This window comes from Streptomyces hyderabadensis, assembly GCF_020404845.1.
Classification (GTDB): Bacteria; Actinomycetota; Actinomycetes; order Streptomycetales; family Streptomycetaceae; genus Streptomyces; species Streptomyces hyderabadensis.
In genome coordinates this window covers 14,452-35,936 of the sequence record NZ_JAIOJZ010000055.1, presented here as the reverse complement: position 1 = coordinate 35,936, position 21,485 = coordinate 14,452, and the positions used below count along the sequence as shown (strand labels likewise).

The window sequence follows — 21,485 nt, the reverse complement described above, 5'->3', positions numbered from 1 at the left end:
TGCCGCCGGAACTCCCCGTGCCATTCGTTCACTTCGGTTGCGGAGCAGTGATTCTGTGTCAGTCAGACATGCATCCTGGAAATACTTACTCATAGCGGCGCTCATGACGGTCACCGGCCTCGTCGCCACGACCACGCCCGCCACGGCGGCGGACGAGGCGACGCGAGGCGTGAGTTGCACGTCGTACGAGCTGCCGGTCCGTCTCTCCGATTCGGGCGAGGCGACCGAAACCATGTGGGGCGAGCTGTGCCGGCCCGCCGACCGCCACCCCACCACCGTGCAGTTCCTCGTGCACGGCGGGTTCTACAATCACGCCTATTGGGATTTCCCGGTCGGCAACGGCTATTACTCCTACGTGCGCCATGCCGTGGCAGCCGGGTACGCCACCTTCAACGTGGACCCGATCGGCTCGGGCAACAGCTCCCACCCGCTCAGCAGCGTGGTCACCGGGGACGCCGGGACCGTCGCGCTGCACGACGCCATCACCGCCCTGCGCGACGGAACGGTCGGCGGGCAGGCGTTCGAGAAGGTGCTCTGGGTGGGACACGCGCTCGGCTCGTTCTACGCGTGGCGCGAGATACCGCGCTACGGCGACGTGGACGGGGCGATCCTCACCAGCGCGCTGAACAGCCACAATCCGGATCACGCCGCGATCGTGAGCGCCAACACGTATCCGGCGGTGCAGGACCCGAAGTTCGCGGACAGCGGCTACGACAACGGGTACTTGACCACCAAGCCGGGCACGCGCGGCTCCATGTTCTACTACCCGGCCACGACCGACCCGGCGGTGGTGGCGAAGGACGAGGAGACCAAGGACGTCCAGCCGGTCGCGGTGACCCAGCCGGCGGCTCCGCCCTACGGGATCAAGGTGCCGGTGCTCGTCGTCGCGGGCGCGCAGGACTGGCTGGAGTGCCAGGGGGTGACCGCGTACGACTGTGACGACCCGGACAGCGTGCTCGCCCACGAGTCGCAGTTCTACCTGCCGGAGGCGAAGCTCAAGGTGGCGATGATCCCGCAGACGGGTCACGATCTGGCGCTGGCGACGACCGCGCCGGTCACGAGCGCCCTGATGCTGCAGTGGGCCAAGGGCATCGCGGCTCCGTAGGCGGCCTGTCCCGCTGTCCGGCCGACGCGTTCGACGCGTCGGCCGGACACGTACGACGCGGCCCGGCAGGCGCGGCTCAGGACGTGTACGCGTACTCGGACCCGTCGCGGATGGCATCGACGAGCTCGGCCTGGCGGAGCGAGTCCGCGTTCTGGGCGGCCAGGTCCCGGGCGACGCCGCCACCGCCGTCGCCGGACAGTACGGCGGCGGCGAAGGCGGCGACGATGTTCGCGAACTGGTCTCCCGCGGGAAGGGAGATCTCCTCGGCCCCGTTCTGCCGCTCGACCCACACGGTGGGCCGATGGTCCGGCGGCGGCGTGAAGGCCCGGTCGAGCCGGAGGCGCCCGGACGAGCCCCGCAGCTCGTAGGCGCTGCAGTAGGAGTGCTCCATGCCGAAGTGGAGCTGCGCCGTGACCCCGGCCGGGTCGGACAGCAGCACGCTGCCGCCCACCACGGCGCCCCGCGCCCGCTCGACGCGGAGCGCCCCGCCCACCAGACGCAGGCGCCCCCCGACGAAGCGCAGTGCGGCACGGAGCGGATAGACCCCAATGTCCACCAGGGAGCCGCCCCCGACGTCGGGCAGGTAGCGGGGGTCCTCAGGCGGCCTCGGCGGAATCGTGAACGTGCTCTCGAAGGAGCGGAGTTCACCGATTGCTCCGCCGGAGACGAGTTCGTCGACGCGGCGATGCTGCGGATGATGCAGGAACATCATGTTCTCCAGCAGCAGGCACCCGCGTTCGCTCGCGAGGTCGAAAAGGCGGGCGGTCTCCGGCGCCCGGGTGGTGAGCGGCTTTTCGGCGAGGACGTGTTTGCCCGCGAGCAGCGCCCGCTCCACCCACTCGGTGTGCAATGCGGCGGGCAGCGGAATATAGACGGCGTCCACGTCGTCCCGCTTCAGCAGTTCCGCATAGCCTTTTACGGCTGCTCCGCCGAATCGGCCGGTGAATCGCTCGGCCTTCGCCGGGTCGCGGCTCGCCACAGCGCGTATGTCGACGGAGGGCTCGGCCCGCATCGCCGGCAGTGTCCGCCGCCACGCGATGTCGGCGCAACCGAGCACGCCGAATCCCACCGGTCCCGGTCGCTGTTCCACAGACATGGTGGATGTTAACGCCGGGGCCGCGGACCGCGGAACCCCCGCAAAATCGGGGATTGTTCGGCCCCGACAGCCTTCGGAAAGGTGACCTCCGGTGCTTACAGGAAGAGGTAATCAGGTATGGCCGCCCAGATTCAACTTCCGCTCGACCCACCGCATCCGGCTCGACCGCAGCGCAACCTGCGGGCGCTGCAGAAACAGGCCCCGGTGCACCGGGTCAGCACGGCCGTGGGGGACCCCGCCTGGCTCGTGACCGGGTATCAGGAGATCAAACAGCTGCTCGCCGATCCGCGTCTCGGCCGCAGCCATCACGACCCCGAGAACGCCGCGCGCAGCGGCGCGTCGGAGCTGCTCGACGGTCCGCGCGGCGACTACGAGACCGAGCAGAAGTGGATCGCGACGATGCGCTCGCGGCTCCAGCCGTTCTTCTCGGCGGGGCATGTGAAGGCGATGCGCCCCCGGGTCGAGGCGCTGACCGGCGAACTCCTGGACCGTCTGGAGAAGCAGGGCCCGCCGGCGGATCTGGCCGAGGCCCTCGCGCTGCTCCTGCCCCGGGAGGTGATCGGCGAACTCCTCGGTGTCCCGGCGGAGGAGAGAGGGCTCCTGGACGAGTGGACGACGGCGGTGAGCGACGCCCGCGACCGGGAGCGCTCACGGGCGGGTCTCGCCGCCCTGCACCGCTACGGCCACGAACTGGCCGCCCGTAAGCGCGCGCACCCGACGCAGGACGTCGTCTCCTGGCTGTGCGAGGACGGCACCCTGACCGACGACCAGGTCGCCCAGCTCGCGATGGGTGTGCTGTTCGCCGGCTACGAGACCACCGCGACGGCGCTCTGCGTCGGCACGGCGCTCCTGCTGGACTCCCCGGAGCAGTGGCGGGCGCTGGGCGAGGACCCCGGACTCGCGCCCACCGCGGCGGAGGAGAGCGTGCGGGTCGTCAGCCGGCTGCTGCCCCCGGTCATCCGGTACACGCGTGAGGACCTGGAGATCGCCGGGGCCGAGGTGCGGCGCGGCGAGCTGGTGATGCTCGACATCTACGCCGCGACCCATGACGAGAACGTCTTTCCCGACCCCGACCGGTTCGACATCACCCGCGAGGACAACCCGCACCTCTGCTTCGGCTTCGGGCTGCGGTACTGCATCGGGGCTCCCCTGGCCCGGCTCGAACTGCAGTCCGCCCTCGCCCAGTTGACCGCGCGTTTCCCGCGGATGCGCCTGACGGTTCCGGTCGAGGACCTGACGGTCCGGCCGGGTTCGTTCGCCGCCATTCCCACGTCCCTCCCCGTCACTTGGTAGGTCCGCCTCCCGGCGGGCCGATGGACGAAGATCGAGAGGAACCCGTATGAGCCTGACGCCGGAAGCGCTGCGAGCGGCCGTCGACCGGGTCGCGCCCCAGGTGCTGGAGGTCACCAGCACCCCCGGCGCCCTCATCAGCGTCGGCTTCGCGGACGAGACCCCGCTGACCATGGCGTACGGCCTCGCCGACGTGGAGAGCGGCGCTCCGGTGACCGAGTCGCACACCATGCGCGTCGGCAGCCTCGGCAAACTCCTGGTGGCCACCGCGGTCGCGCGCCTGGCCGACTCCGGCGCGCTCGACCTGGACGCGCCCATCGACGCGCAGCTGCCCTTTCCGGTCGTCAATCCGCTCGGCGGCACGATCACGCCGGCCAAGGCGCTGTCCATGCTGAGCGGCGCCGCCACGGACGGATACGACTGGGTCGAGCGGCCCGAGCCGGCGATGCGCTACATCGAGCGCGTGGTGGAGCGCGGTGTCGTCCACGAGTACGGCACGGACGCGCCCCGCTTCGTGAGCCCGGCGGACGCGAGCGGCTGGCAGTCGTCGTCGTTCATGTACCAGGTGGCCGCGTTGACGGCCGAGGCGGTGACCGGGATGCCGCTGGGCGAGTACGTGAAGGCCGAGATCCTCGACCCGCTCGGCATGCACTCCACCGCCTGGCTCGACAGCCCCGACTGGGACGAGGTACGCAGCCGCTGCACGACGGGGCACATGGTGTTCGGCGACCGCGCCGTCCCGCTGCCGTGGCACGAGTGCGGTACCTATCACGCGGTCGGAGCGGTCATGTCCTGCGCCGACTACACGCGGCTGATGCTGGCGCTGACCGGCCGCGAGGGTCTGTTCGGCGGCGGTGTCGCGAAGGAGATCCTGCGGCCGCGCACGACGGCGCGGGACGGGAGCCAGGTGGGGTTCGGTGTCCATCTGTCCGGAGATCCGGCGGCGGCGGACCACTGCGTCCGCTCGGTGGGCCACTACGCGTTCGGATGGTGGTCCGTCTCGCTCGCCTACCCGAACGCGGCGAGGCCGTTCTGCGTCACCGTGAGCACCAACCTCGCCGACCAGCGTGATGTCTTCAACCCTCCCGACCAGTACTCCTTCGGCATTCTCGCCCAGGAGATCGCGGGCTGGATCCGTGCCGGAAAGACCGACACGCGGGCCCTGCCCAGCCGTGCCGAGTGGAACGCCTACGCGATGGGGCTGGTGGCCGCCGACAGGTTCGCCGGGCTGCTGGGGGCGGAACTCGACAAGGGGCAGATCTCCCGGATGGCCAGGGGGTCGCGGGGGGTCGGAGGCTCCTCCGCCGCGGAGTTCGACGAGGCGCGCTTCGTCGAGGGCTACCTGGACATGCAGGCCGCGGTGCGCGAACGGCGCATCGACGCGTACCTGGACACGGACTGCCCGGTCGGTGGCCTGTTCCGCAAGCTCGCGCGCAGGGGGTGGGGGAGCAAGGGGTTCGAGGAGCCGTCGCCGGTGCGCTTCTGGTCCGACAGGCGGGCGTGATCCGTCTCCGGCCGGCCAACGGCCCCGGCCGGGGCACCGGCCCTGGCCCGGCCACTGGCGCCGTGCTCGTCAGACGGCGACCCGGCCTCCGTCGACCGGCAGGATCGCCCCGTGCACGAAACTGGAGCGGTCCGATGCGAGGAAGACGATGGCCTCGGCGATCTCCTCCGCGGTGCCCGGCCGGCGCGCGGGCCCGGCCAGCGCCGCCCGGTCGAGGGCGTCGCCCCGGGGGGCGGTACCCTCCGTGCGCGTCGGACCGGGGCCGACCGCGTTGACCCGGACCCCGTGCGGACCGTACTCGGCGGCCCACGCCTTGGTCAGCAGCACCAGGGCCGCCTTGCTGGCGCCGTAGAGACCGAGGCCGGCGGCGCCGTAGGCGGCCGCCGCGGTGGTGACGTTGACGATCGCGCCGTGCCCGCGCCGGGCCATCGCGGGCGCCAGCTCCGCGACGAGGAAGTACGGTGCCCTGACGTTGAGGCCGAACACCGCGTCGAAGTCCTCCTTGGTCGTCTGCTCGGTCGGGCCGGACGGAAAGACGCCCGCGTTGTTGACCAGTACGTCGATCCGTCCGAACCGGGCCACCGCAGCCTGTGCGAGGCGCCGCGCGGCGGACGCTCCGTGCAGGTCGGCGGCGATGAAGTCCGCCACGCCGCCGGTCTCGGCGATGGCCTCGGCGACCTGCCGCCCGCGCTGTTCGTCGCGCCCGGTGACGGCGACTTCCGCACCGTGCCCGGCGAACGCCATCGCGGTCGCCAGGCCGATCCCGCTGGTCCCTCCGGTCACCAGCGCCTTGACGCCGGCCATGTCCCGCGAGCCGGGCGGCTGTCCGGCGCTGCCGGGCCGGGTGCGCATGGCGTCGGTCATGCGCACCCCTCCGTTCCGGTGGCCGCGGTGGTCCAGGCGAGAACCCGCTCCGCGATCCCCGGTGCCGACAGACCGTGCGCGTGCAGCAACGCGTCCCGGCCGCCGGGGCCGAGGAAGTCCGTCGGCAGGGCGAGGCAGGCCACGCGCGTGCCGGCTCCGGTCTCGGCGACGGACCGGCCGAGGCGCTCGCCGAACCCCCCGCGGCCGATGTTGTCCTCGACGGTCACGGTCAGCGGATACGTGCCCGCCAGCGCCACCAGCGCGTCGGGGACGGGTGCCGCCCAGCGCGGGTCGACGACGGTCGCTTCCACGCCCTGGCCGGCCAGCAGCGCGGCCGCCTCCATGCAGGCGCTCGCCAGCGGGCCGACGGCGGCCAGCAGCACGTCCGGACGGCGCGGCGCGCGCAGGACGTCCAGGCCGTCGATCCGCTCGACGGCCTCGACGCCGGCCCCGGCCCGCCCTTTCGGGAACCGCAGCACCGTCGGGCCGGCGTCCCGGTCGAGCGCGTCGCGCAGCAGAAGGCCCAGTTGCGCCGTGTCGCGGGGAGCGGCCACCCGCAGCCCGGGTACGAGCGACAGCCAGGACAGGTCCCAGATGCCGTGGTGGCTCGGTCCGTCGGGCCCGGTCACACCGGCCCGGTCCAGCACGAACACGACCGGCAGACCGTGCAGGGCCACATCCATCAGCACCTGGTCGAACGCCCGGGCCAGGAAGGTCGAGTAGATCGCCACCACCGGCCGCAGCCCGGCGGTGGCGAGCCCGGCGGCGGAGGCGACCGCGTGCGGTTCGCTGATGCCGACGTCGTGCACCCGCTCGGGGAACTTGGCGGCGAACTTGTGCAGGCCGACCGGGACGGTCATGGCGGCGGTGATCCCGACCACCTCCGGGCGTTCGGCCGCCAGGGTGAGCATCTCGTCGGCGAAGACGTCGGTCCATGAAGGTGCGTCCGGCGCCGCGATGGTGCCGGTGGCCGCGTCGAAGCGCCCCACCGCGTGCCAGCAGTCCACCTCGTCACGGGCGGCCGGCGGGTAGCCGCGCCCCTTGTCGGTCAGGCAGTGGACGACCACCGGGCGCCGCATCCGCACCGCGGTCCGCAGGGCTTCCTCCACCGCGGCGCAGTCGTGGCCGTCGACGGCTCCCAGGTAGGCGATCCCCAGACTCTCGAAGAAGTCCGAGCGGTCCGTGGGCTTCCTGCCGAGCGCGTCCAGATGCCGTGCGAGCGCCCCGGTCGTGGGCCGGTAGGACCGCCCGTTGTCGTTCAGGACCATCACCAGGGGCCGCTCGGGGGCGGCCCCGATGTTGTTGAGCGCCTCCCAGGCCAGGCCGCCGGTGAGCGCGCCGTCGCCGACGACGGCGACCACTTTGCGGTCATGGTCCCCGCGCAGCGCGAACGCCTTGGCCATGCCGTCCGCGTACGAGAGGGCGGTGGAGGCGTGGGAGTTCTCGATGACGTCGTGGTCGGACTCCGCCCGCGAGGGGTAGCCCGACAGCCCGCCGGCCGAGCGCAGGCCGCCGAACCGCTCGGCCCGGCCGGTCAGCAGTTTGTGCACGTACGCCTGATGGCCGACGTCGAAGAGGAGCACGTCCCGTGGGGACTCGAAGACGCGGTGCAGCGCGACGGTCAGTTCGACCATGCCGAGGTTCGGACCGAGGTGGCCGCCCGTCCTGGACACGGCGTGGACCAGGAACTCGCGTATCTCCGCGCAGAGTTCCCCGTCGCGGGACCGGTCGAGCCTTCTGAGGTCGGCGGGTGAGGTGATGTCCTGGAGCAAGCTCATGACCGTGTCTCGCCCTCCCCGCCCTCGTACCCCGGTTCCTGGCCCTGTTCCTCCGCGATCCGCAGCGCCTCCTCGATCAGCGTCTCGACGATGCGGCTCTCCGGTACCGTCCGCACGACCTCGCCGCGGACGAAGATCTGGCCCTTGCCGTTCCCGGAGGCGACTCCGAGGTCCGCCTCACGCGCTTCCCCGGGGCCGTTGACCACGCATCCCATGACGGCGACCCGCAGCGGCACGGGCAGCCCCTCGAGCCCGGCGGAGACCTCCTCCGCCAGCCGGTACACGTCCACCTGGGCCCGTCCGCAGGAGGGACAGGAGACGATCTCCAGCTGCCGGGGGCGCAGCCCCAGCGACCGCAGGATCTCGACCCCGACCTTCACCTCCTCGACCGGCGGCGCCGAGAGCGACACCCGGATGGTGTCCCCGATGCCCTGACGGAGCAGACAGCCGAAGGCGGTCGCCGACTTCACCGTGCCCTGCTGGATCGGACCGGCCTCGGTGACGCCCAGGTGGAGCGGCTGCTCGCACTGCTGGGCCAGCAGTTCGTACGCCTCGATCGTCACCATCGGGTCGTGGTGCTTCACGGAGATCTTGAAATCATGGAAATCGTGCTCGGTGAAGAGTTCGGCCTCCCGCATCGCCGATTCGACCAGGGCCTCCGCGGTCGCCGAACCGTGCCGGGCCAGGACGCGGGGGTCGAGCGACCCGGCGTTGACGCCGATGCGCAGCGGTACGCCGTGGTCGCTCGCGGCGCGGGTGATGTCCTTGATCTGGTCGTCGAAGCGCTTGATGTTGCCCGGGTTGACCCGCACCGCCGCGCAGCCCGCCTCGATCGCCGCGAAGACGTAGCGGGGCTGGAAGTGGATGTCCGCGACGACGGGGAGCGACGACTTGGCGGTGATGGCGGGCAGGGCCTCGCAGTCGTCGCGCGAGGGGACCGCCACCCGGACGATGTCGCAGCCCGCGGCCGTCAGTTCGGCGATCTGCTGGAGCGTCTCGTCCACGTGCGCGGTCACGGTCGTCGTCATCGACTGCACGGAGACGGGGTGGTCGCTGCCGACGCCGACCGAGCCGACCATCATCTGCCGTGTCTTGCGGCGTCGGGGCGTGGGCCGTCCGAGCGGGACGCGCGCGACGGTACTCATGCGGGGCCTCCGATTCCGGCTGGTGCGGGGTGCCGGCCCATCAATGGTTCCGGTTGGAGAGGTAGTTGGTGAGCGAGAGCAGGGCGGCCACGCGGTCCACCGGCAGTCCCGGCACGGAGCTGAGCTCCTCGCGGGCCAGCATCTCGAAGCGCTCGATCTCCCGCACCGCCCTCGTCCAGCCGCCGGCCCGGGTGACCAGGTCGGTGGCGCGGCGTGCCTCGTCCTCCCCGACCGGTCCCTCGCCGGCGTAGAAGCGGGCCAGTTCGGCGGCCTCCGGGGTGCCGGAGGCGAGGGCGGCCGTCACGGGGTAGCTGCCCTTTCTGCTGCGCAAGTCCGAGCCGACGGGCTTGCCGGTGCGCCGGGGGTCGCCCCAGATGCCCAGGATGTCGTCGGCGATCTGGAAGGCGAGACCGAGCCGGAGACCGAACCGGCTGAACCGTCGTGTCGCCTCCTCGGAGGCGCCGGCCAGCAGGGCACCCAGCTCACAGGCGCAGGCCAGGAGCGCGCCGGTCTTGTCCTCGGCGACCGCGAGCGCCTCGTCCGGGCTGGCCTCGGCCCGGCCCTCCAGCGAGAGGTCGGCCATCTGTCCGGCGGCGAGCCGGGTCACGGCCTCGGCCAGCAGCCGCGCCGCGCGCGGGTCGGCGGCCCAGGGCCCGTCCAGCAGCAACGGGGCCTGCGCGAGCAGCAGATCGCCCGTGAGGATGGCGGCCGGTACCCCGTACTCGTGCCAGACGGCCGGGCGCCCGCGGCGTTCCTTGTCACCGTCCATGACGTCGTCGTGGATGAGGGAGAAGTTGTGGATCATCTCCACGGCGGCGCCCGCGGCCGCGACGCGGGAGATCGCCTCGGCGTCGCTGGTGAAGCACTCGCCGGTCAGCACGGTGAGGGTGGCGCGGACCATCTTGCCGCTGGTGGTCGCCGTCGGCAGATCGCTCGACGGCCACCCGAAGTGGTGGGCGACCATGGGCCGGAGCCGGTCGTCGAACCGGGTGACCGCCTGATGCAGGATCGGGGTCACCATCCGGTTCACGCGCTCGATCTCCGGCGGGACCGCCCTCGACGCGGTGTCCGTGGGGACGGGGTTGGGCAGGTCGTGGGTTGTTGCCGTCTCGGCATGCACAGCTCACCTCGGAAGTCTCATGCGCAGGAACGGGAATCCGTCGGGCCCAGGTGGGTCTCACGCGGGGTGGCTCACCGCCCGGGCGTTCGGGCCCGACACCTCACTGATCAGTTCGGCGGGCACCGTCACATCGTCGAACCAGCGCCCGCCGAAGGGGCGCGGCATGGGCAGGATCTGATCGCTGGAGTAGGCGAGGATCTTGCGGTTGTACGCGCGCATCTCGTCCCGGAGGGAGGCGGGCAGCTCGCCGTCCAGCGTGAGGGCGCGTTCCATCTCCCCGAGCAGTCGCCGGGTCTGGTCGATGGTCTCCAGTACGGCCTCGCAGAACTCGCTGCGCAGCACGCCGTACTCGCCCTTGATGCTGACCAACCGTGCGATCGCCTCGTAGGAGACGTCCTGGAGATCGCGTCGGCTGAGCCACTGCGTCTCGTAGTTGAGGCGGCGGTACCAGATCGGTTCGATCATGGCCTGCCGGTGTTCCTCGAGCGTGCGGTGGAAGATCCGGTAGCCGTGCTTGTCGGGTTCCTCGAAGAAGCGGCATCCGGGGTCGAGGAAGGGCACCATCGGGCAGATGAGCGGCAGTGCGGGCCATCCGTCGAACTTGCGGATCAGGCGCTCGGAGTAGGCGACGGTGTCCATCACCGACTGGCGGTCCTGGTACGGCATGCCGATGAAGAACCACACCATGACGCCCTTGATCCCGGCGTCCAGCGCGCGGGGGATCCACCGCTCCATCTCTTCCATGGTGAACGTGCCGCGCCCCGCCGCCTTGCTGATCCTGGGATCGTGGGACTCGGGCGAGAGCAGCACGTAGGCGTCGGTGGATTCGCCCATTTTCTTCAGGGTGTCGTCCGGCGTCAGGTTGAACTGCTCGAAATAGACGCTCCGGTAACCGAAGTCGTGCACGGCGTCGAGGTAGGTGTGCATGCGGGTCTTGTTCTCGGAGTAGCACTGCAGGGCGTAGATGGAGGTGTGTCTGGCCGCCTCCCCCATCGTCCTGAGCTCCTCGACGATCAGGTCGTTGTCCTTCTGCACGAGGGTTTTGCGGACGTCCATGATGTTGCGGTAGGCGAAGCGGGAGCCTCCGCACCAGCCGCAGTCGTGGGCGCATCCGGTGTTCGGCAGCGTCATGATGAGTTTGCTGGAGAGCGGCGTCACCGGTGTTTTCTTGTAGTACGACCAACTGTTGGCGACGTTGTTGTAGTTGGTCTGCGGTTTGTGGTCGAACCCCGTGGACTCGACCTCGCCGCCGCAGGTGTGGAGAAGGTTCGGGACCGAGCGGAAGTCCCGGTCTCCCCTCAGCACCTTCTCGGTGAGGAGGCGGACGGGTTCGAGGGTGTCGTAGCCCCGTACGACGACGTCCACCGCGTCGTACCGGACGAGTTCCTCGGCGTAGTAGGTCGCCGAGATGCCGCCGAAGACGGTCAGCGCGTCCGGATGGACCCGCTTGACGAGCTTGGCCAGCTCGATCGCGCCGTAGCACTGGGTCATCCAGTGCAGGTCGAAACCGAAGACGGGTGCTTCGAGCCGGCCGATCAGCGCTTCGACGTCGAGTTCGGGGTGCATCAGCATCAGCGAGGCGACGTTGACGATGTCGCACTGCACGTCGTGCTCGGCCAGATGCTGTTTGATCGAGAACCAGCCGATCGGATACATCTCGTAGACAGAGGTCACGTTGACGCTGTCACTGTCGCTCAGATAGGCGAAGAGGAGATCGTCACGCTCGCGGAAGTCGAAGACGCTCGGCGCGTGCAGGAGGAACATGTCGGACTTCAGCTCATGCATGGGCGGACGACCGCCTCTCGTACACCATCGCGCTGAGGTTGTCGACGTTCTTGAAGCTTTCCGGAGTGACATCGCTCCAGGGCAGCTTGACGTCGAACTCGCCGAGTATGTGGGCGATCAGAATCGTGGTGTTCAGCGAGTTGAGAATGCCCAGTTCGAGCAGTGGTGTGTCACCGGCGAGCTCTCCTTGGGGGTCTCCGGACAGGAAGCTCTCCCGGATGAACGCGAGCAGCTTCGTTGCGATCTCTTCTCGTTCCTGCCTGGCTGTCACTGACACCCCTCGTATGTTGTGTGCGGAGACCAGGGCCGTGAGGTCGAGCTTCCCCCGGTCGTTGCGGGGCAGCGCGTCGACGAAACGCACGTCGTCGGGGATCATCTGCGGGGGCAGCCGCCGTGCCAGATGGCGTCTGAGCCCGATGTTCCCCAGGGTGCTCGCCGGGGTCCTGGCCACGAACGCGGCCAGCCGCCGTTCGAGCCCGTCCCCCACGGCGGCCACCGCGGCCTCGGCGACCTCCGGATGCGTGTGCAGTGCCACCGACACCTCGCTCAGCTCGATGCGGTGGCCCCGGACCTTGACCTGTCCGTCGGCGCGCCCGAGGTAGTCGAAGGAGCCGTCGGACCGGACCCTGACCCGGTCGCCCGTGCCGTACGGGCCGTGCTGGGCCGGCCGCCCCCAGTACCCGAGGAAGACGGTCGGGCCGTCGACCATCAGCTCGCCCTCCTCACCGGGTCCGGCCGCCCGGCCGTCGGGACCGGCCGCCCAGACGCGGTCGCCGCTGCAGGCCGTGCCGATCGGGACCGGCACGTCGCGCTCCAGGTCCTCGGGCCGGACCTCGTGGTACGTGCACACGTTGGTCTCGGTCGGGCCGTAGAGGTTGAGCAGGCGGGCGTCGGTCCACGCGGCGAACTCCCGGACCTGGTGGACGGGGAAGGGTTCGCCCGCGAAGAGCACCGCACGCAGCGCCTCGGGGGCCGGCCGGTCGAGCAGGCCGCCGTCGCGCCGCATGAGGGTGAGCACGGAAGGCACGGAGTACCAGACGGTGATCTGCTCCCGGTACAGGAACTCGACCAGGCGTTCGGGGGCGTACGCGAATTCGGTGGGGACGGGGCAGACCGCCGCGCCCACCGCGAAGGCGGCGTAGAGGTCGAGGACCGACAGGTCGAAGGAGAACGAGGCATGGTTGGCGAACCTGTCGCCGGGCCCGGCCGACAGTTCCTCGACGGCCCATGCCACGAAGGCAAGGGCGTTGCGGTGGCTGATGGTGACGCCTTTCGGCGTGCCCGTCGAACCCGAGGTGAAGAGGATGTAGGCGGGTGCGTCCTCGTCGACGAAGACATACGGCGCCTGGCGCGCGTCCCCGTCCGTCCCGGCGGCGCCGTTCGGCGTCTCGATGTCGACGCAGGCCAGGGTGCGCAGGGTGCCGGGAACGCGTGGGAGCAGACCGGCCGGGGCGCACAGCGCGCGTGCCGCGCACTCGTGGGCGAGGGTCTCGACCCGCTCCGCGGGGCTTTGCGGGTCGACCGGGACGTAGACGGCGCCGAGCCGCAGGACGGCCTGCATGGCGGCGATCACGTCCGCCGACTTCGGACCCCATACGAGCACGCGGTCGCCGCGGCCGATGCCCTGGCCGGCCAGGACGCGGGCCACGGCGTCGGCGCGGGCGTCGAGTTCCGCGTAGGTCACCGTGCCGCAGGGGCCCGCCAGGGCCGGGGCCCGGGGGGTGCGCGCCGCGGCGTCGGCGAGCAGCGCGTGCAGGTTGGCCGGCTTGCTCACAGGCCCATCCCCCTGACGATGATCTCCCGCTGGATGTCCGTCGTCCCCGAGAAGATGTGCAGGGGGACGAGGTCGCTCAGCCGGCCGTCGACACCCTCCGCGGTCAGATATCCCCTCGCCCCGAACACCTGCGCGGCGTCGACGCCGTTGGCGACCGCGCTCTCCGCTACGGCGACCTTGGCGAGGGCCGCCGCCTGACCGGCGTCCTGGCTGCCCTGGTCGACCTGCCAGCACGCCCGGTACAGCAACAGGCGGCTGCTCTCCAGGCGCTGTTTCATGGTGGCCAGACGGTGGGAGACCGCCTGGAAGTCCGCGATGCGCCGGCCGAACTGCCGCCGTTGCCGGGCGTGCGTGACGCAGCGCCGCAGCTGGGCCTCCATCGTGCCCAGGTAGATCGCGGGCAGGCACGCCCGCTCCCAGGTCATGGACGTCTGGAAGATGGCGCTGCCCTGGCCTTCCGCACCCATCAGGTACCCGCCGGGGACGCGGCACCCGGAGAACTCCACCCGGGCCGCGGCGCAGCCGTCCAGCCCCGCCTTGGCCAGGGGCGGGCCGATCCGCACTCCCGGCAGATCCGTGGGGACGGCGAACGCGGAGAGTCCGAGGAACCCGGCGGCGGGTGCGGTGACCGCGTAGGTGACGAGGATGTCGGCCAGGGGGCCGTTGCTGACGAAGGACTTCACCCCGTCGAGCACGTACGCGTCGCCGTCGCGCACCGCGGTCGTCGCGAGCCTGCTCACGTCCGAACCGGCCCCGTCCTCGGTCATCGCGTTGGCGGCGATCGTCCGGCCGGAGCCGAGGCCGCGCAGCAGGTCGGCCCGGACCGGCTCGTCGGCGTGCTCGGCGAGGGCGGTGCCGCAGGCCAGCAGGTGCGCCGCGATCGCGAAGGCGAGCCCGGTGTCGGCGCCGCCCGCGCAGAACGCCTCCAGGCCGAGAGCCGTGTCGAGCGCGCCGAGCCCGCCGCCCCCGTGCTCCTCGGGCAGGCACAGGCCGGTGATCCCGCACTCCCCCGCGGCCTGCCACACGTCCCTTCCGGCGGCCTGGCCCGGCTCGGGGCGGGGCAGGCGGCCGGCGGCGTCGCGCATGCACCGGATCCGTTGCCGCTGTTCCTCGGTGAGGTCAAACTCCACTGGCCTGGGCCTCACGTTTCCGGGTCGGGTCGGTGCCGAGGACGCGGACGACCGCCGCCTTGTACGTCACTCCCGGGGAGAAGCCGCACAGCAGCACGTGGTCCCCGGCCTGGAGCCGCTCCGTCGCCAGCAGGTGGTGCAGCGCCGCCATGTGGTCGCTCGCGCCGAGGTGCCCGACGGTCCTGCTGAAGTCCCACGTCGACCGTTCGAGCGGGAAACCGAGGATCTTGAGGTAGGAGGCGGCCGCCCGGCGCGGCATGCCGTGGATGAGGACGTGCGTGATGTCGTCCGCCGTCACGCCGGCCTCCTCCAGCGCCTGCTCGGTGCAGACGACGTTGTGCCTCTGGTGGCCGAGGAGCAGCCGCACCCACGAGCCGTCCTCCTCGGCCGCGCGCTGGAAGGCGGCGCCTCTGGCCCCGTAGTCCAGCGCGGTGGCGGTGGTGGCGCCGGGCGGGAAGAGCGGCTCACCGCCCCGGTGGGCCTCCTCCATCGCCGAGAACGTCGCCGAGCACAGGGAACGCAGCTCCGCGAAGCCCGGCGTGGTGCTCACCACGACGGCGCTGGCGCCGTCCCCCAGGTAGGCCACCCCGTCTCCGGGGTTCCACCTGTCGATCAGCGGCGTGCCGAAGTTGTCGCTCGCGGTGACCAGCGCCGCCGGGACGTGGGGGAAGGCCTTGAGGTACCCGGCCGCGAGTTCCAGCGCGGCGAAGGTTCCGTTGCAGCCGTTCCTGACCTCGATCGCGAGCAGGTCGTCGCCGAGCAGGTGCCGTTGCAGGTACGCCTGGGGGCCCCAGCCGTCGGGGCCCTGGTGCCAGACGCCCGTGTAGAGGAGCAGTCCGATGTCCTCGGCGCTCGCCCCGCTGCTCTTGAGCGCCTCCTGCGCGGCGGCCAGGGCCATCTCCGGCGCCGCGGCCCGTCCCGCGACCGCGACCCCCGACAATCCGTACTCCGCCGCCGTGCCGGCCGGGACGAGCCCCTGTTCCACCGCCGATCCGATGCTCTGCGTCGTGGGCAGGAACACGCCGATTCCGGCGAGGTAGATGTCCCGGATACGCACAAGTCCCCCTTTTCAAGCGGCGTCCCGTTCAAGCGGCGTCGCCATTCATGCGGCGTCGCCGGAGCGCCTGCGCACGACCAGATCCGAGATCGAGCGCAGCGAACTGGCGGCGCCCGGTGACACCTCGGTCTCCCAGTCGATGTCGAATTCCGCGCCTACTTTGTCGAGCAGCAGAACCAGCGTCAGTGAATCGACGCCGAGGCTGAGGAACGACGCGTCGCGATCCACCGGTACGCCGGCGGGCAGGCCGTCCCAGACTTCCCTGAGGAGCGAGTCGAGTCGGGCGAGAACGCGTACGGAATCGACCGGCTCCGAATTCTCCGTGACCATGTCCACAGAACCACCCCTGTTCGCCGGGCAGTACCCTCACTTCTGGGGGCCGTCAGGCCCAACGCAGGTGCAGCGGAAGCTTTTTCGCTCCGACGATGCCGCGCGCGTCGTGGTACTCGACGCCGTCCGCGACCGCCATCCCGCTCCAGCGGCCGAGCATCTTCTCCACGGCGATCCGCACTTCGAGACGGGCGAGCGGTGCGCCCAGGCAGAAGTGGATCCCGTGGCCCAGACTCAGGTGCGGATTGGGTGCGCGACGGATGTCGAAGGTGTCCGGCGCGGTGAACTGTCGCTCGTCCCGGTTGGCCGAGGCCAGCCAGGCGAGCACGATCCTGCCCGCCGGTACGGTGTGTTCGCCGACCTGGACCTCTCGCGTCGTCCTGCGCATGCTCGGAGCCAAGGGGGTACGGAAGCGCAGCACCTCCTCGATGGCTCCGGGCAGGGCGCTCGGGTCGGCGCGCAGTGCCGCGGCGACGTCCGGGAACTCCTCCAGGCACAGGACGACGTTGGTCAGCAGCGCGGTGGTCGTGATGTGTCCGGCGAGCAGCAGCAGCCCCACGAAGCCGACGATCTCGTCGTCGTCCAGGCGCTGGCCGTCCACCTCCGCCGCCACCAGCTTGCTGACCAGGTCCTGGCCCGGCGCGGCCCGCCGCCGACGGATGTGCTCCAGGCAGTAGGCGTTCATCTCCCGCATGACGACCGCCATGGCCTTCGTGCGGTCCTCGTTCGGGATGAAGGACGTCTGGCTCTCCGGGGCGACCAGGGAGTCGGCCCAGCGCCCGAACATCGGGCGGTCCTCGGCGGGGATGCCCAGGAGTTCGGCGATCACGGTGACGGGCAGCGGGGACGCCAGGTCCGCGACCAGTTCCAGCTGGTCGGCGCCCGCCTTCGCGTCCAGCAGCTGGTCGGCGATCACCTCGATGCGCGGGGCGAGTCGCGCGACCACTGCCGGGGTGAAGGCCTTGCTCACCAGGGTGCGCAGCTTGCGGTGCTGGGGCGGGTCCTTGCGCAGGAGGTTGCCCTTGATGAAGCGGTCGACGTCCTCCTGCGCCGGCATGAACGAGCTGAAGTCGGAGGAGAAGGTGCCGGGGTCGGCCAGGACGCGCTCCACGTCGGCGTGGCGGAAGACGTGCCACACACCGGCCTCCTCGTCATGGCTGACGGGTTCGCTCTCCCGCATCCGCCGGAACCAGGCGAGCATCGTCGCGGCATCGGCGGACTGGTCGGCCAGCCGGGTCCCTTGTTCGGTCGCCGTCATCTCGGTACGTCCCTTCGTGCGCGCTCACGCGGAAGTCAGCGCCGCGTTCACCGCGACCGTGGTGTAGCCCATGGTGAAGCCGCCGCCCATGGCGTCGATGACGGCGCTGATGCCCTGCTGCACCTGCGCCACTTGATCCGCGGAGTGCTGGGCGAGGTCGCCGTGGGTGGGCATCTGGTCCAGCCACTCGTCCCGGGTGTAGGACTTCTCCCAGTGGAAGCGCCACTCCTGCGCCGCGTCGAAGACACCGGCCTGCCGCATCCCGTCGGCCGCCCTGCCGCTCAGCATCGTGTATCCGTCGAGGGCGTCGGCCGTCCACTGGCGTGCGACGAGCGAGTCGGGCACCACCCGCCGGTAGATCTCACCGAAGGACCGCAGCACCTCCGGCGGCGGGACCTCCGCGTTCCAGAAGACGGTCAACTGCCCGCCGGGCCGCAGTGCCTGACCTGCGCGCACCGCGCCGACCGCCGGGTCCAGCCAGTGCCAGGTCTGCCCGGCGACGACCGCGTCGAAGGACCGGCCCGCCGGTTTCCAGTCCTCGAACGTCGACTCCTCGACCTCCAGCCCGCGCCCCCGGGCGAACCCGGCCATCCGCGGGTCCGGTTCCACTCCGAGCACCGTGCAGCCGGCCGCCTGGAACTGCCGCGCCGCGATACCCGTACCGCAGCCGACGTCGAGCACGTCGAGCCCGGTGCGGGCTCCGACGACGCGGTGGAGCAGGGCGTCCGGATAGCTGGGCCGGGTCCGGTCATAACGTGCGGGGTCCGCGCCGAAACCCTCTGCCACCCGGCGCTGTCGGGGAAGCTGATCCTCGGAGAAAGAGACTCGCTCGGACACAGGCTGCACCGCCTTTCCATAATCGAGTCGTCACGATGTCGGACGGCCCCGGCGTCGGCAATGGGGAAAAGTCGGGGATGGCCACGCCGCGAACGCGCGTGCTACACCGCCGGCGAACTCCCCCACTAATCAGGGATTGTCGGTACCGGGGGCAGCTGCCAGGGTGATGCCACGTTGACGAGGGCCGCCCGAGCCGCCCTCGCGAAGCCATGAGGGCTCCCTTTCACGCGGATCACCCAGATCGGATTTCCGACGATGGACCGTGTTCTTGATTTTCTCAGTTCCGCGGACTCCGCGGGCGAACTGCATCCGCGGCTGGCAGAACTGCGCCGCCGGGAAACGCTTCCGCGGGTGCTGCTGGCAGATGGGCAAGAGGCCTGGCTGGTGACCCGCAACGAAGACGTCCGGACCGTGCTGAGCGACCGGAGCTTCACCCGGGACGTCATGGGTGAGCGCGCCCGGCAGGCCGGCCGGGCACCGGGCGGCGCACGGTCGGTGAACATGGACGGCCGCCCCCACCACGAACTGCGCGCCCTGGTGTCCAAGGCCTTCACCGTACGGCGGATCGAGGCCATGACCCCCCGCATCCAGGCCTGGACCGACGAACTGATCGACGCCATGGAGGAGGCGGGGCCGCCGGCGGACCTGGTGGCGCATCTGGCCGTTCCGCTGCCCGCCCTCGCCATCTGCGAGCTGCTCGGTTTCCCCGTCGAGGACCGTCAGGTGCTGAGCGGCTGGTGCGAGCGCATCACCAGGCTCGGCGAGGGCGGCCCCGACCCGCGGGCCTGGCAGGAACTGAGTGCCTACATCGCCCGCCGGGTGCCGGTCGAACGCGCGGCGCTGCGCGGCGGACTCGCACCGGAGGCGCCCATCCTGACCAGGCTGGTCCACGCCCACGACAGCGAGGACGCGCTGTCCATGGAGGAGCTGCTGTCGCTGACCGTCGTCGTCCTCGCGGGCGGCCTGGAGACGACCCAGACCGCGATCGGCGCCGGGATGGTGCGGCTGTTCCGCAACCCGGACCAGCTGGACAAGGTGCGCGCCGACCCGGACCTCGTCGTCCCCGCCGTCGAGGAGATCCTGCGCTGCCAGCCCGTCATCGACGTCAACCGCGTCCAGGTGGCCACCCGTACGGTGCGGCTGGGCGGGCAGGAGATCCGCGCGGGAGACCTGGTCCAGGTGTCGGTCAACGCGGCCAACCGCGACGAGACGGTCTTCCCCGACGGCGAACGCTGTGACGTCACGCGCGGGCCGAACCCGCACCTCGCGTTCGGCTACGGCGCGCACCACTGCCTGGGGGCGGCCCTGGCACGGCTCGAACTCAAGACCGCCTTCTCGACGCTGCTGCGGCGTCTGCCGGACCTGCGGCCGGCCGTGCCGCTGGAGAGCCTCGGCTGGCGGGGCGGGCACGTGACGCTGGGCCTCGAGGAGCTGCCGGTCGCCTGGTAAGACCCACCGTCTGCGCTGGTGAACAGGGAGCCACAGGTGTTGATCTGCAGATACGCCGACCACGGCCGGCGCGGGTACGGGCGCGTCGTGCACGAGGAGAACGGTGATCTCCTCACGCCCGTACGGTACGACGGCCGGGCCCGGCGCTGGGTCGGGGGCATCGGTCCGGCACGTCCGCTCAGCGAGGTCACGCTGCTGCCGCCCGCCGAGCCGAGCAAGATCGTCTGTGTCGCGCTCAACTACGCGCCGCAGGGGTCGCCGGCCGGTCCCGCGCGCCCCGCGGACCCCGCGTCCTGTGCCGTCGTACTGAAGCCGCCGTCGACGCTGGCCGGGCCCGGAGCCGTGGTCGGCCACCCGGGAGAGCCCTGGGAGCTGCGGCACGAGGCCGAGCTGGCGGTGGTGATCGGGACGGCCTGCAAGGGTGTCCCCGCACAGCGCGCCGCGGAGGTCGTGGCCGGATACACCTGCGCCGACGACCTCACCGCGTACGTGCGCCGGGCCCCGGAGGAGCCGACCGGGCACCCGCCGGTCTGGGCGAAGCACTTCGACACCTTCACGCCGCTGGGGCCCTGGCTGGCCACCGGACTCGACCCGGCGGACGTACCGATCACCTGCCGGGTCAACGGCGAGGTCCGCCAGGACGGCGGAACCCGCGGCCTGCTCACCCCGGTGCACGAGATCGTCGCGGTGGTCAGCCGGCACATGTCGCTGCTTCCCGGCGACGTGATCCTCACCGGGACCCCGGCCGGCTCGGGCCCCCTGTCGGTGGGCGACCGGGTCGAGGTGTCCGTGCCGGGGATCGGCACCCTGTGCCACACCGTCGGAGCGGCGTCCGACCGGCCGTGGGCGCCCGGACCGACGGTGGACGACGGTGTGCCGGCCGGCCGCGTCACGGCCCGTCCTGCCCCGAGGAGCGCCTGAGGTGGGCGGGCACGGGCCCGGCGCCACCCTGATGGCCCATGTGCGCACCTGGCGGCCGTACACGCTCTGGTACGTGGGCCTGGTCGGCCTGGCCGGACACGCCATCACCAGCGACCGGCACGACGGCGCGCGGATGGTGGCGGCCTGGGCCGTACCCACCTTGATCTGGGTCGCGGCGCACTATCTCGGCGACTACCTCGACCGCGAGCTGGACGCGGTCAGCAAACCGCAACGGCCCATTCCCTCGGGCCTGATCCGCCCCCGTACGGCGGTCTGCTGCGGCACCGTCCTGGCCGCGGCCGCCGTCGGCACGGCGGCCGCCGTCAACTACCGCACCCTCGTCGTGACCGCGGCCGGCGTCGGCGGGGCGCTGGCCTACAACGGCTTCTTCAAGGCCCGGGGGCTGCTGGGCAATCTGGTGCGCGGATCGCTGACCGGCGGGGCGCTCGTCTTCGGGGCGATGACGGCCTCGGACCTGCCGCCGGTGCGGATCCTCCTGTTCGTCCCGGTGTTCTGGGCGCACGACGCCGCGTCCAACCTCGTCGGCACGCTGCGCGACGTCGCCGGTGACCGCGCGGGCGGATACGCCACCTTCCCGGTCCGCCGCGGGCCCCGGACGGCCGTCCGCACGGCGGCGGGGCTCTACGCGCTGGCCGTGGCCGTGGCCGCGGCCGGCCTGCTCACCATGGCGGGCGACCGGGAGGGCGGCCTCGTGACGCTCCTGGTCGCGGCGGGGCTCGGCGGCGGTGCCTTCGGCGTGCTGTACGCGTCCGGACCCGAGCCCGCGGCCCGTCTCGCGCTGCGGTCGCACGAGGTCCTGGTCGTCGAACGGATGGTGCTGGCGGCCGTGTTCCTGGTGCCGGGCCTCGGCGGTCTCGTCGCGATCGGGATTCTCGCCCCGATGCTCGCCGTCACGCTCGGCACCCAGCAGGCCATGCGGGCCCGGCACGAGTTCCCGAACGGCGCTCCCGCCCGCCCCGACGACGCGGCCGCGGCCCCGGCCCGCTTTTCCTGAGGAGGACGGTTCGTTTTGTGCTCAGAC

General features: G+C 71.5%; 18 protein-coding genes. 6 read left to right on the top strand and 12 right to left on the bottom strand.

What is annotated here, in order from left to right; translation table 11 throughout:
• The first annotated feature begins 103 nt into the window (after window positions 1-103).
• On the top strand, window positions 104-1,105 hold the full coding sequence (locus tag K7854_RS30990) for an alpha/beta hydrolase (RefSeq protein WP_226029868.1): 1,002 nt from the start codon (window positions 104-106) through the stop codon (window positions 1,103-1,105).
• 76 nt (window positions 1,106-1,181) lie between these two features.
• Here the strand turns inward: K7854_RS30990 and K7854_RS30985 are convergent, their stop codons facing one another.
• Window positions 1,182-2,201: a Gfo/Idh/MocA family protein gene (locus K7854_RS30985; RefSeq protein WP_264087946.1), complete on the bottom strand. Its 1,020-nt coding sequence runs from the start codon at window positions 2,199-2,201 to the stop codon at window positions 1,182-1,184.
• Between the two features lie 117 nt (window positions 2,202-2,318).
• Between K7854_RS30985 and K7854_RS30980 the strand changes: the two genes are divergently transcribed.
• Both K7854_RS30980 and K7854_RS30975 read left to right on the top strand, forming a co-directional pair.
• Window positions 2,319-3,494: a cytochrome P450 gene (locus K7854_RS30980; protein ID WP_226029866.1), complete on the top strand. Its 1,176-nt coding sequence runs from the start codon at window positions 2,319-2,321 to the stop codon at window positions 3,492-3,494.
• Window positions 3,495-3,540: 46 nt separating this feature from the next.
• The gene (locus K7854_RS30975) at window positions 3,541-4,995 is read left to right on the top strand and encodes a serine hydrolase domain-containing protein (RefSeq protein ID WP_226029865.1); all 1,455 of its coding nucleotides are present in this window, start codon (window positions 3,541-3,543) and stop codon (window positions 4,993-4,995) included.
• A 69-nt stretch (window positions 4,996-5,064) separates the two neighbouring features.
• Here K7854_RS30975 and K7854_RS30970 read toward each other — a convergent pair whose 3' ends face one another.
• The 11 genes from K7854_RS30970 to K7854_RS30920 are packed head-to-tail and all read right to left on the bottom strand — an operon-like array spanning window position 5,065 to window position 18,022.
• A complete protein-coding gene (locus K7854_RS30970; RefSeq protein ID WP_372481095.1) occupies window positions 5,065-5,859 on the bottom strand; it encodes an SDR family NAD(P)-dependent oxidoreductase in 795 nt (264 codons plus the stop codon).
• Entirely contained in the window at window positions 5,856-7,637 is a 1,782-nt protein-coding gene (locus tag K7854_RS30965) for a 1-deoxy-D-xylulose-5-phosphate synthase (protein WP_226029864.1), read from the bottom strand. Before K7854_RS30965 ends, K7854_RS30970 begins: the two co-directional genes overlap by 4 nt.
• Window positions 7,634-8,782: a flavodoxin-dependent (E)-4-hydroxy-3-methylbut-2-enyl-diphosphate synthase gene (ispG, locus tag K7854_RS30960; protein ID WP_076976732.1), complete on the bottom strand. Its 1,149-nt coding sequence runs from the start codon at window positions 8,780-8,782 to the stop codon at window positions 7,634-7,636. Before ispG ends, K7854_RS30965 begins: the two co-directional genes overlap by 4 nt.
• A gap of 40 nt (window positions 8,783-8,822) precedes the next feature.
• Window positions 8,823-9,902 (bottom strand): polyprenyl synthetase family protein, encoded by a 1,080-nt coding sequence (locus K7854_RS30955; RefSeq protein ID WP_226029863.1) that lies wholly within the window; start codon window positions 9,900-9,902, stop codon window positions 8,823-8,825.
• 57 nt (window positions 9,903-9,959) lie between these two features.
• Entirely contained in the window at window positions 9,960-11,687 is a 1,728-nt protein-coding gene (locus K7854_RS30950; protein ID WP_226029862.1) for a B12-binding domain-containing radical SAM protein, read from the bottom strand.
• Window positions 11,680-13,461 (bottom strand): non-ribosomal peptide synthetase, encoded by a 1,782-nt coding sequence (locus K7854_RS30945; RefSeq protein ID WP_226029861.1) that lies wholly within the window; start codon window positions 13,459-13,461, stop codon window positions 11,680-11,682. Before K7854_RS30945 ends, K7854_RS30950 begins: the two co-directional genes overlap by 8 nt.
• Complete coding sequence (locus K7854_RS30940) at window positions 13,458-14,591, bottom strand: acyl-CoA dehydrogenase family protein (protein WP_372481094.1); 1,134 nt, start codon at window positions 14,589-14,591, stop codon at window positions 13,458-13,460. Before K7854_RS30940 ends, K7854_RS30945 begins: the two co-directional genes overlap by 4 nt.
• A complete protein-coding gene (locus tag K7854_RS30935) occupies window positions 14,581-15,648 on the bottom strand; it encodes a ketoacyl-ACP synthase III family protein (RefSeq protein WP_226029859.1) in 1,068 nt (355 codons plus the stop codon). Before K7854_RS30935 ends, K7854_RS30940 begins: the two co-directional genes overlap by 11 nt.
• Before the next feature lie 45 nt (window positions 15,649-15,693).
• Window positions 15,694-15,978 carry a phosphopantetheine-binding protein gene (locus K7854_RS30930; protein WP_226029883.1) on the bottom strand — a complete coding sequence of 95 codons (285 nt, stop codon included), beginning with the start codon at window positions 15,976-15,978 and terminating at the stop codon, window positions 15,694-15,696.
• A gap of 52 nt (window positions 15,979-16,030) precedes the next feature.
• A complete protein-coding gene (locus K7854_RS30925; protein WP_226029858.1) occupies window positions 16,031-17,236 on the bottom strand; it encodes a cytochrome P450 in 1,206 nt (401 codons plus the stop codon).
• A gap of 24 nt (window positions 17,237-17,260) precedes the next feature.
• On the bottom strand, window positions 17,261-18,022 hold the full coding sequence (locus tag K7854_RS30920; RefSeq protein WP_226029857.1) for a class I SAM-dependent methyltransferase: 762 nt from the start codon (window positions 18,020-18,022) through the stop codon (window positions 17,261-17,263).
• Window positions 18,023-18,457: 435 nt separating this feature from the next.
• Here K7854_RS30920 and K7854_RS30915 point away from each other — a divergent pair, with 435 nt between their 5' ends.
• The 3 genes from K7854_RS30915 to K7854_RS30905 are packed head-to-tail and all read left to right on the top strand — an operon-like array spanning window position 18,458 to window position 21,458.
• The gene (locus K7854_RS30915; protein ID WP_226029856.1) at window positions 18,458-19,522 is read left to right on the top strand and encodes a cytochrome P450; all 1,065 of its coding nucleotides are present in this window, start codon (window positions 18,458-18,460) and stop codon (window positions 19,520-19,522) included.
• A gap of 36 nt (window positions 19,523-19,558) precedes the next feature.
• Window positions 19,559-20,443: a fumarylacetoacetate hydrolase family protein gene (locus K7854_RS30910; RefSeq protein WP_226029855.1), complete on the top strand. Its 885-nt coding sequence runs from the start codon at window positions 19,559-19,561 to the stop codon at window positions 20,441-20,443.
• Between the two features lies 1 nt (window position 20,444).
• Complete coding sequence (locus K7854_RS30905) at window positions 20,445-21,458, top strand: UbiA family prenyltransferase (RefSeq protein WP_226029854.1); 1,014 nt, start codon at window positions 20,445-20,447, stop codon at window positions 21,456-21,458.
• The last annotated feature ends 27 nt before the right edge of the window (window positions 21,459-21,485 follow it).

Coding starts and splice junctions, on each gene's coding strand:
- K7854_RS30990 (WP_226029868.1), top strand. CDS start 104: ATGACGGTCACCGGCCTCGTCGCCACGACCACGCCCGCCACGGCGGCG.
- K7854_RS30985 (WP_264087946.1), bottom strand. CDS start 2,201: ATGTCTGTGGAACAGCGACCGGGACCGGTGGGATTCGGCGTGCTCGGT.
- K7854_RS30980 (WP_226029866.1), top strand. CDS start 2,319: ATGGCCGCCCAGATTCAACTTCCGCTCGACCCACCGCATCCGGCTCGA.
- K7854_RS30975 (WP_226029865.1), top strand. CDS start 3,541: ATGAGCCTGACGCCGGAAGCGCTGCGAGCGGCCGTCGACCGGGTCGCG.
- K7854_RS30970 (WP_372481095.1), bottom strand. CDS start 5,859: ATGACCGACGCCATGCGCACCCGGCCCGGCAGCGCCGGACAGCCGCCC.
- K7854_RS30965 (WP_226029864.1), bottom strand. CDS start 7,637: ATGAGCTTGCTCCAGGACATCACCTCACCCGCCGACCTCAGAAGGCTC.
- ispG (WP_076976732.1), bottom strand. CDS start 8,782: ATGAGTACCGTCGCGCGCGTCCCGCTCGGACGGCCCACGCCCCGACGC.
- K7854_RS30950 (WP_226029862.1), bottom strand. CDS start 11,687: ATGCATGAGCTGAAGTCCGACATGTTCCTCCTGCACGCGCCGAGCGTC.
- K7854_RS30930 (WP_226029883.1), bottom strand. CDS start 15,978: ATGGTCACGGAGAATTCGGAGCCGGTCGATTCCGTACGCGTTCTCGCC.
- K7854_RS30925 (WP_226029858.1), bottom strand. CDS start 17,236: ATGACGGCGACCGAACAAGGGACCCGGCTGGCCGACCAGTCCGCCGAT.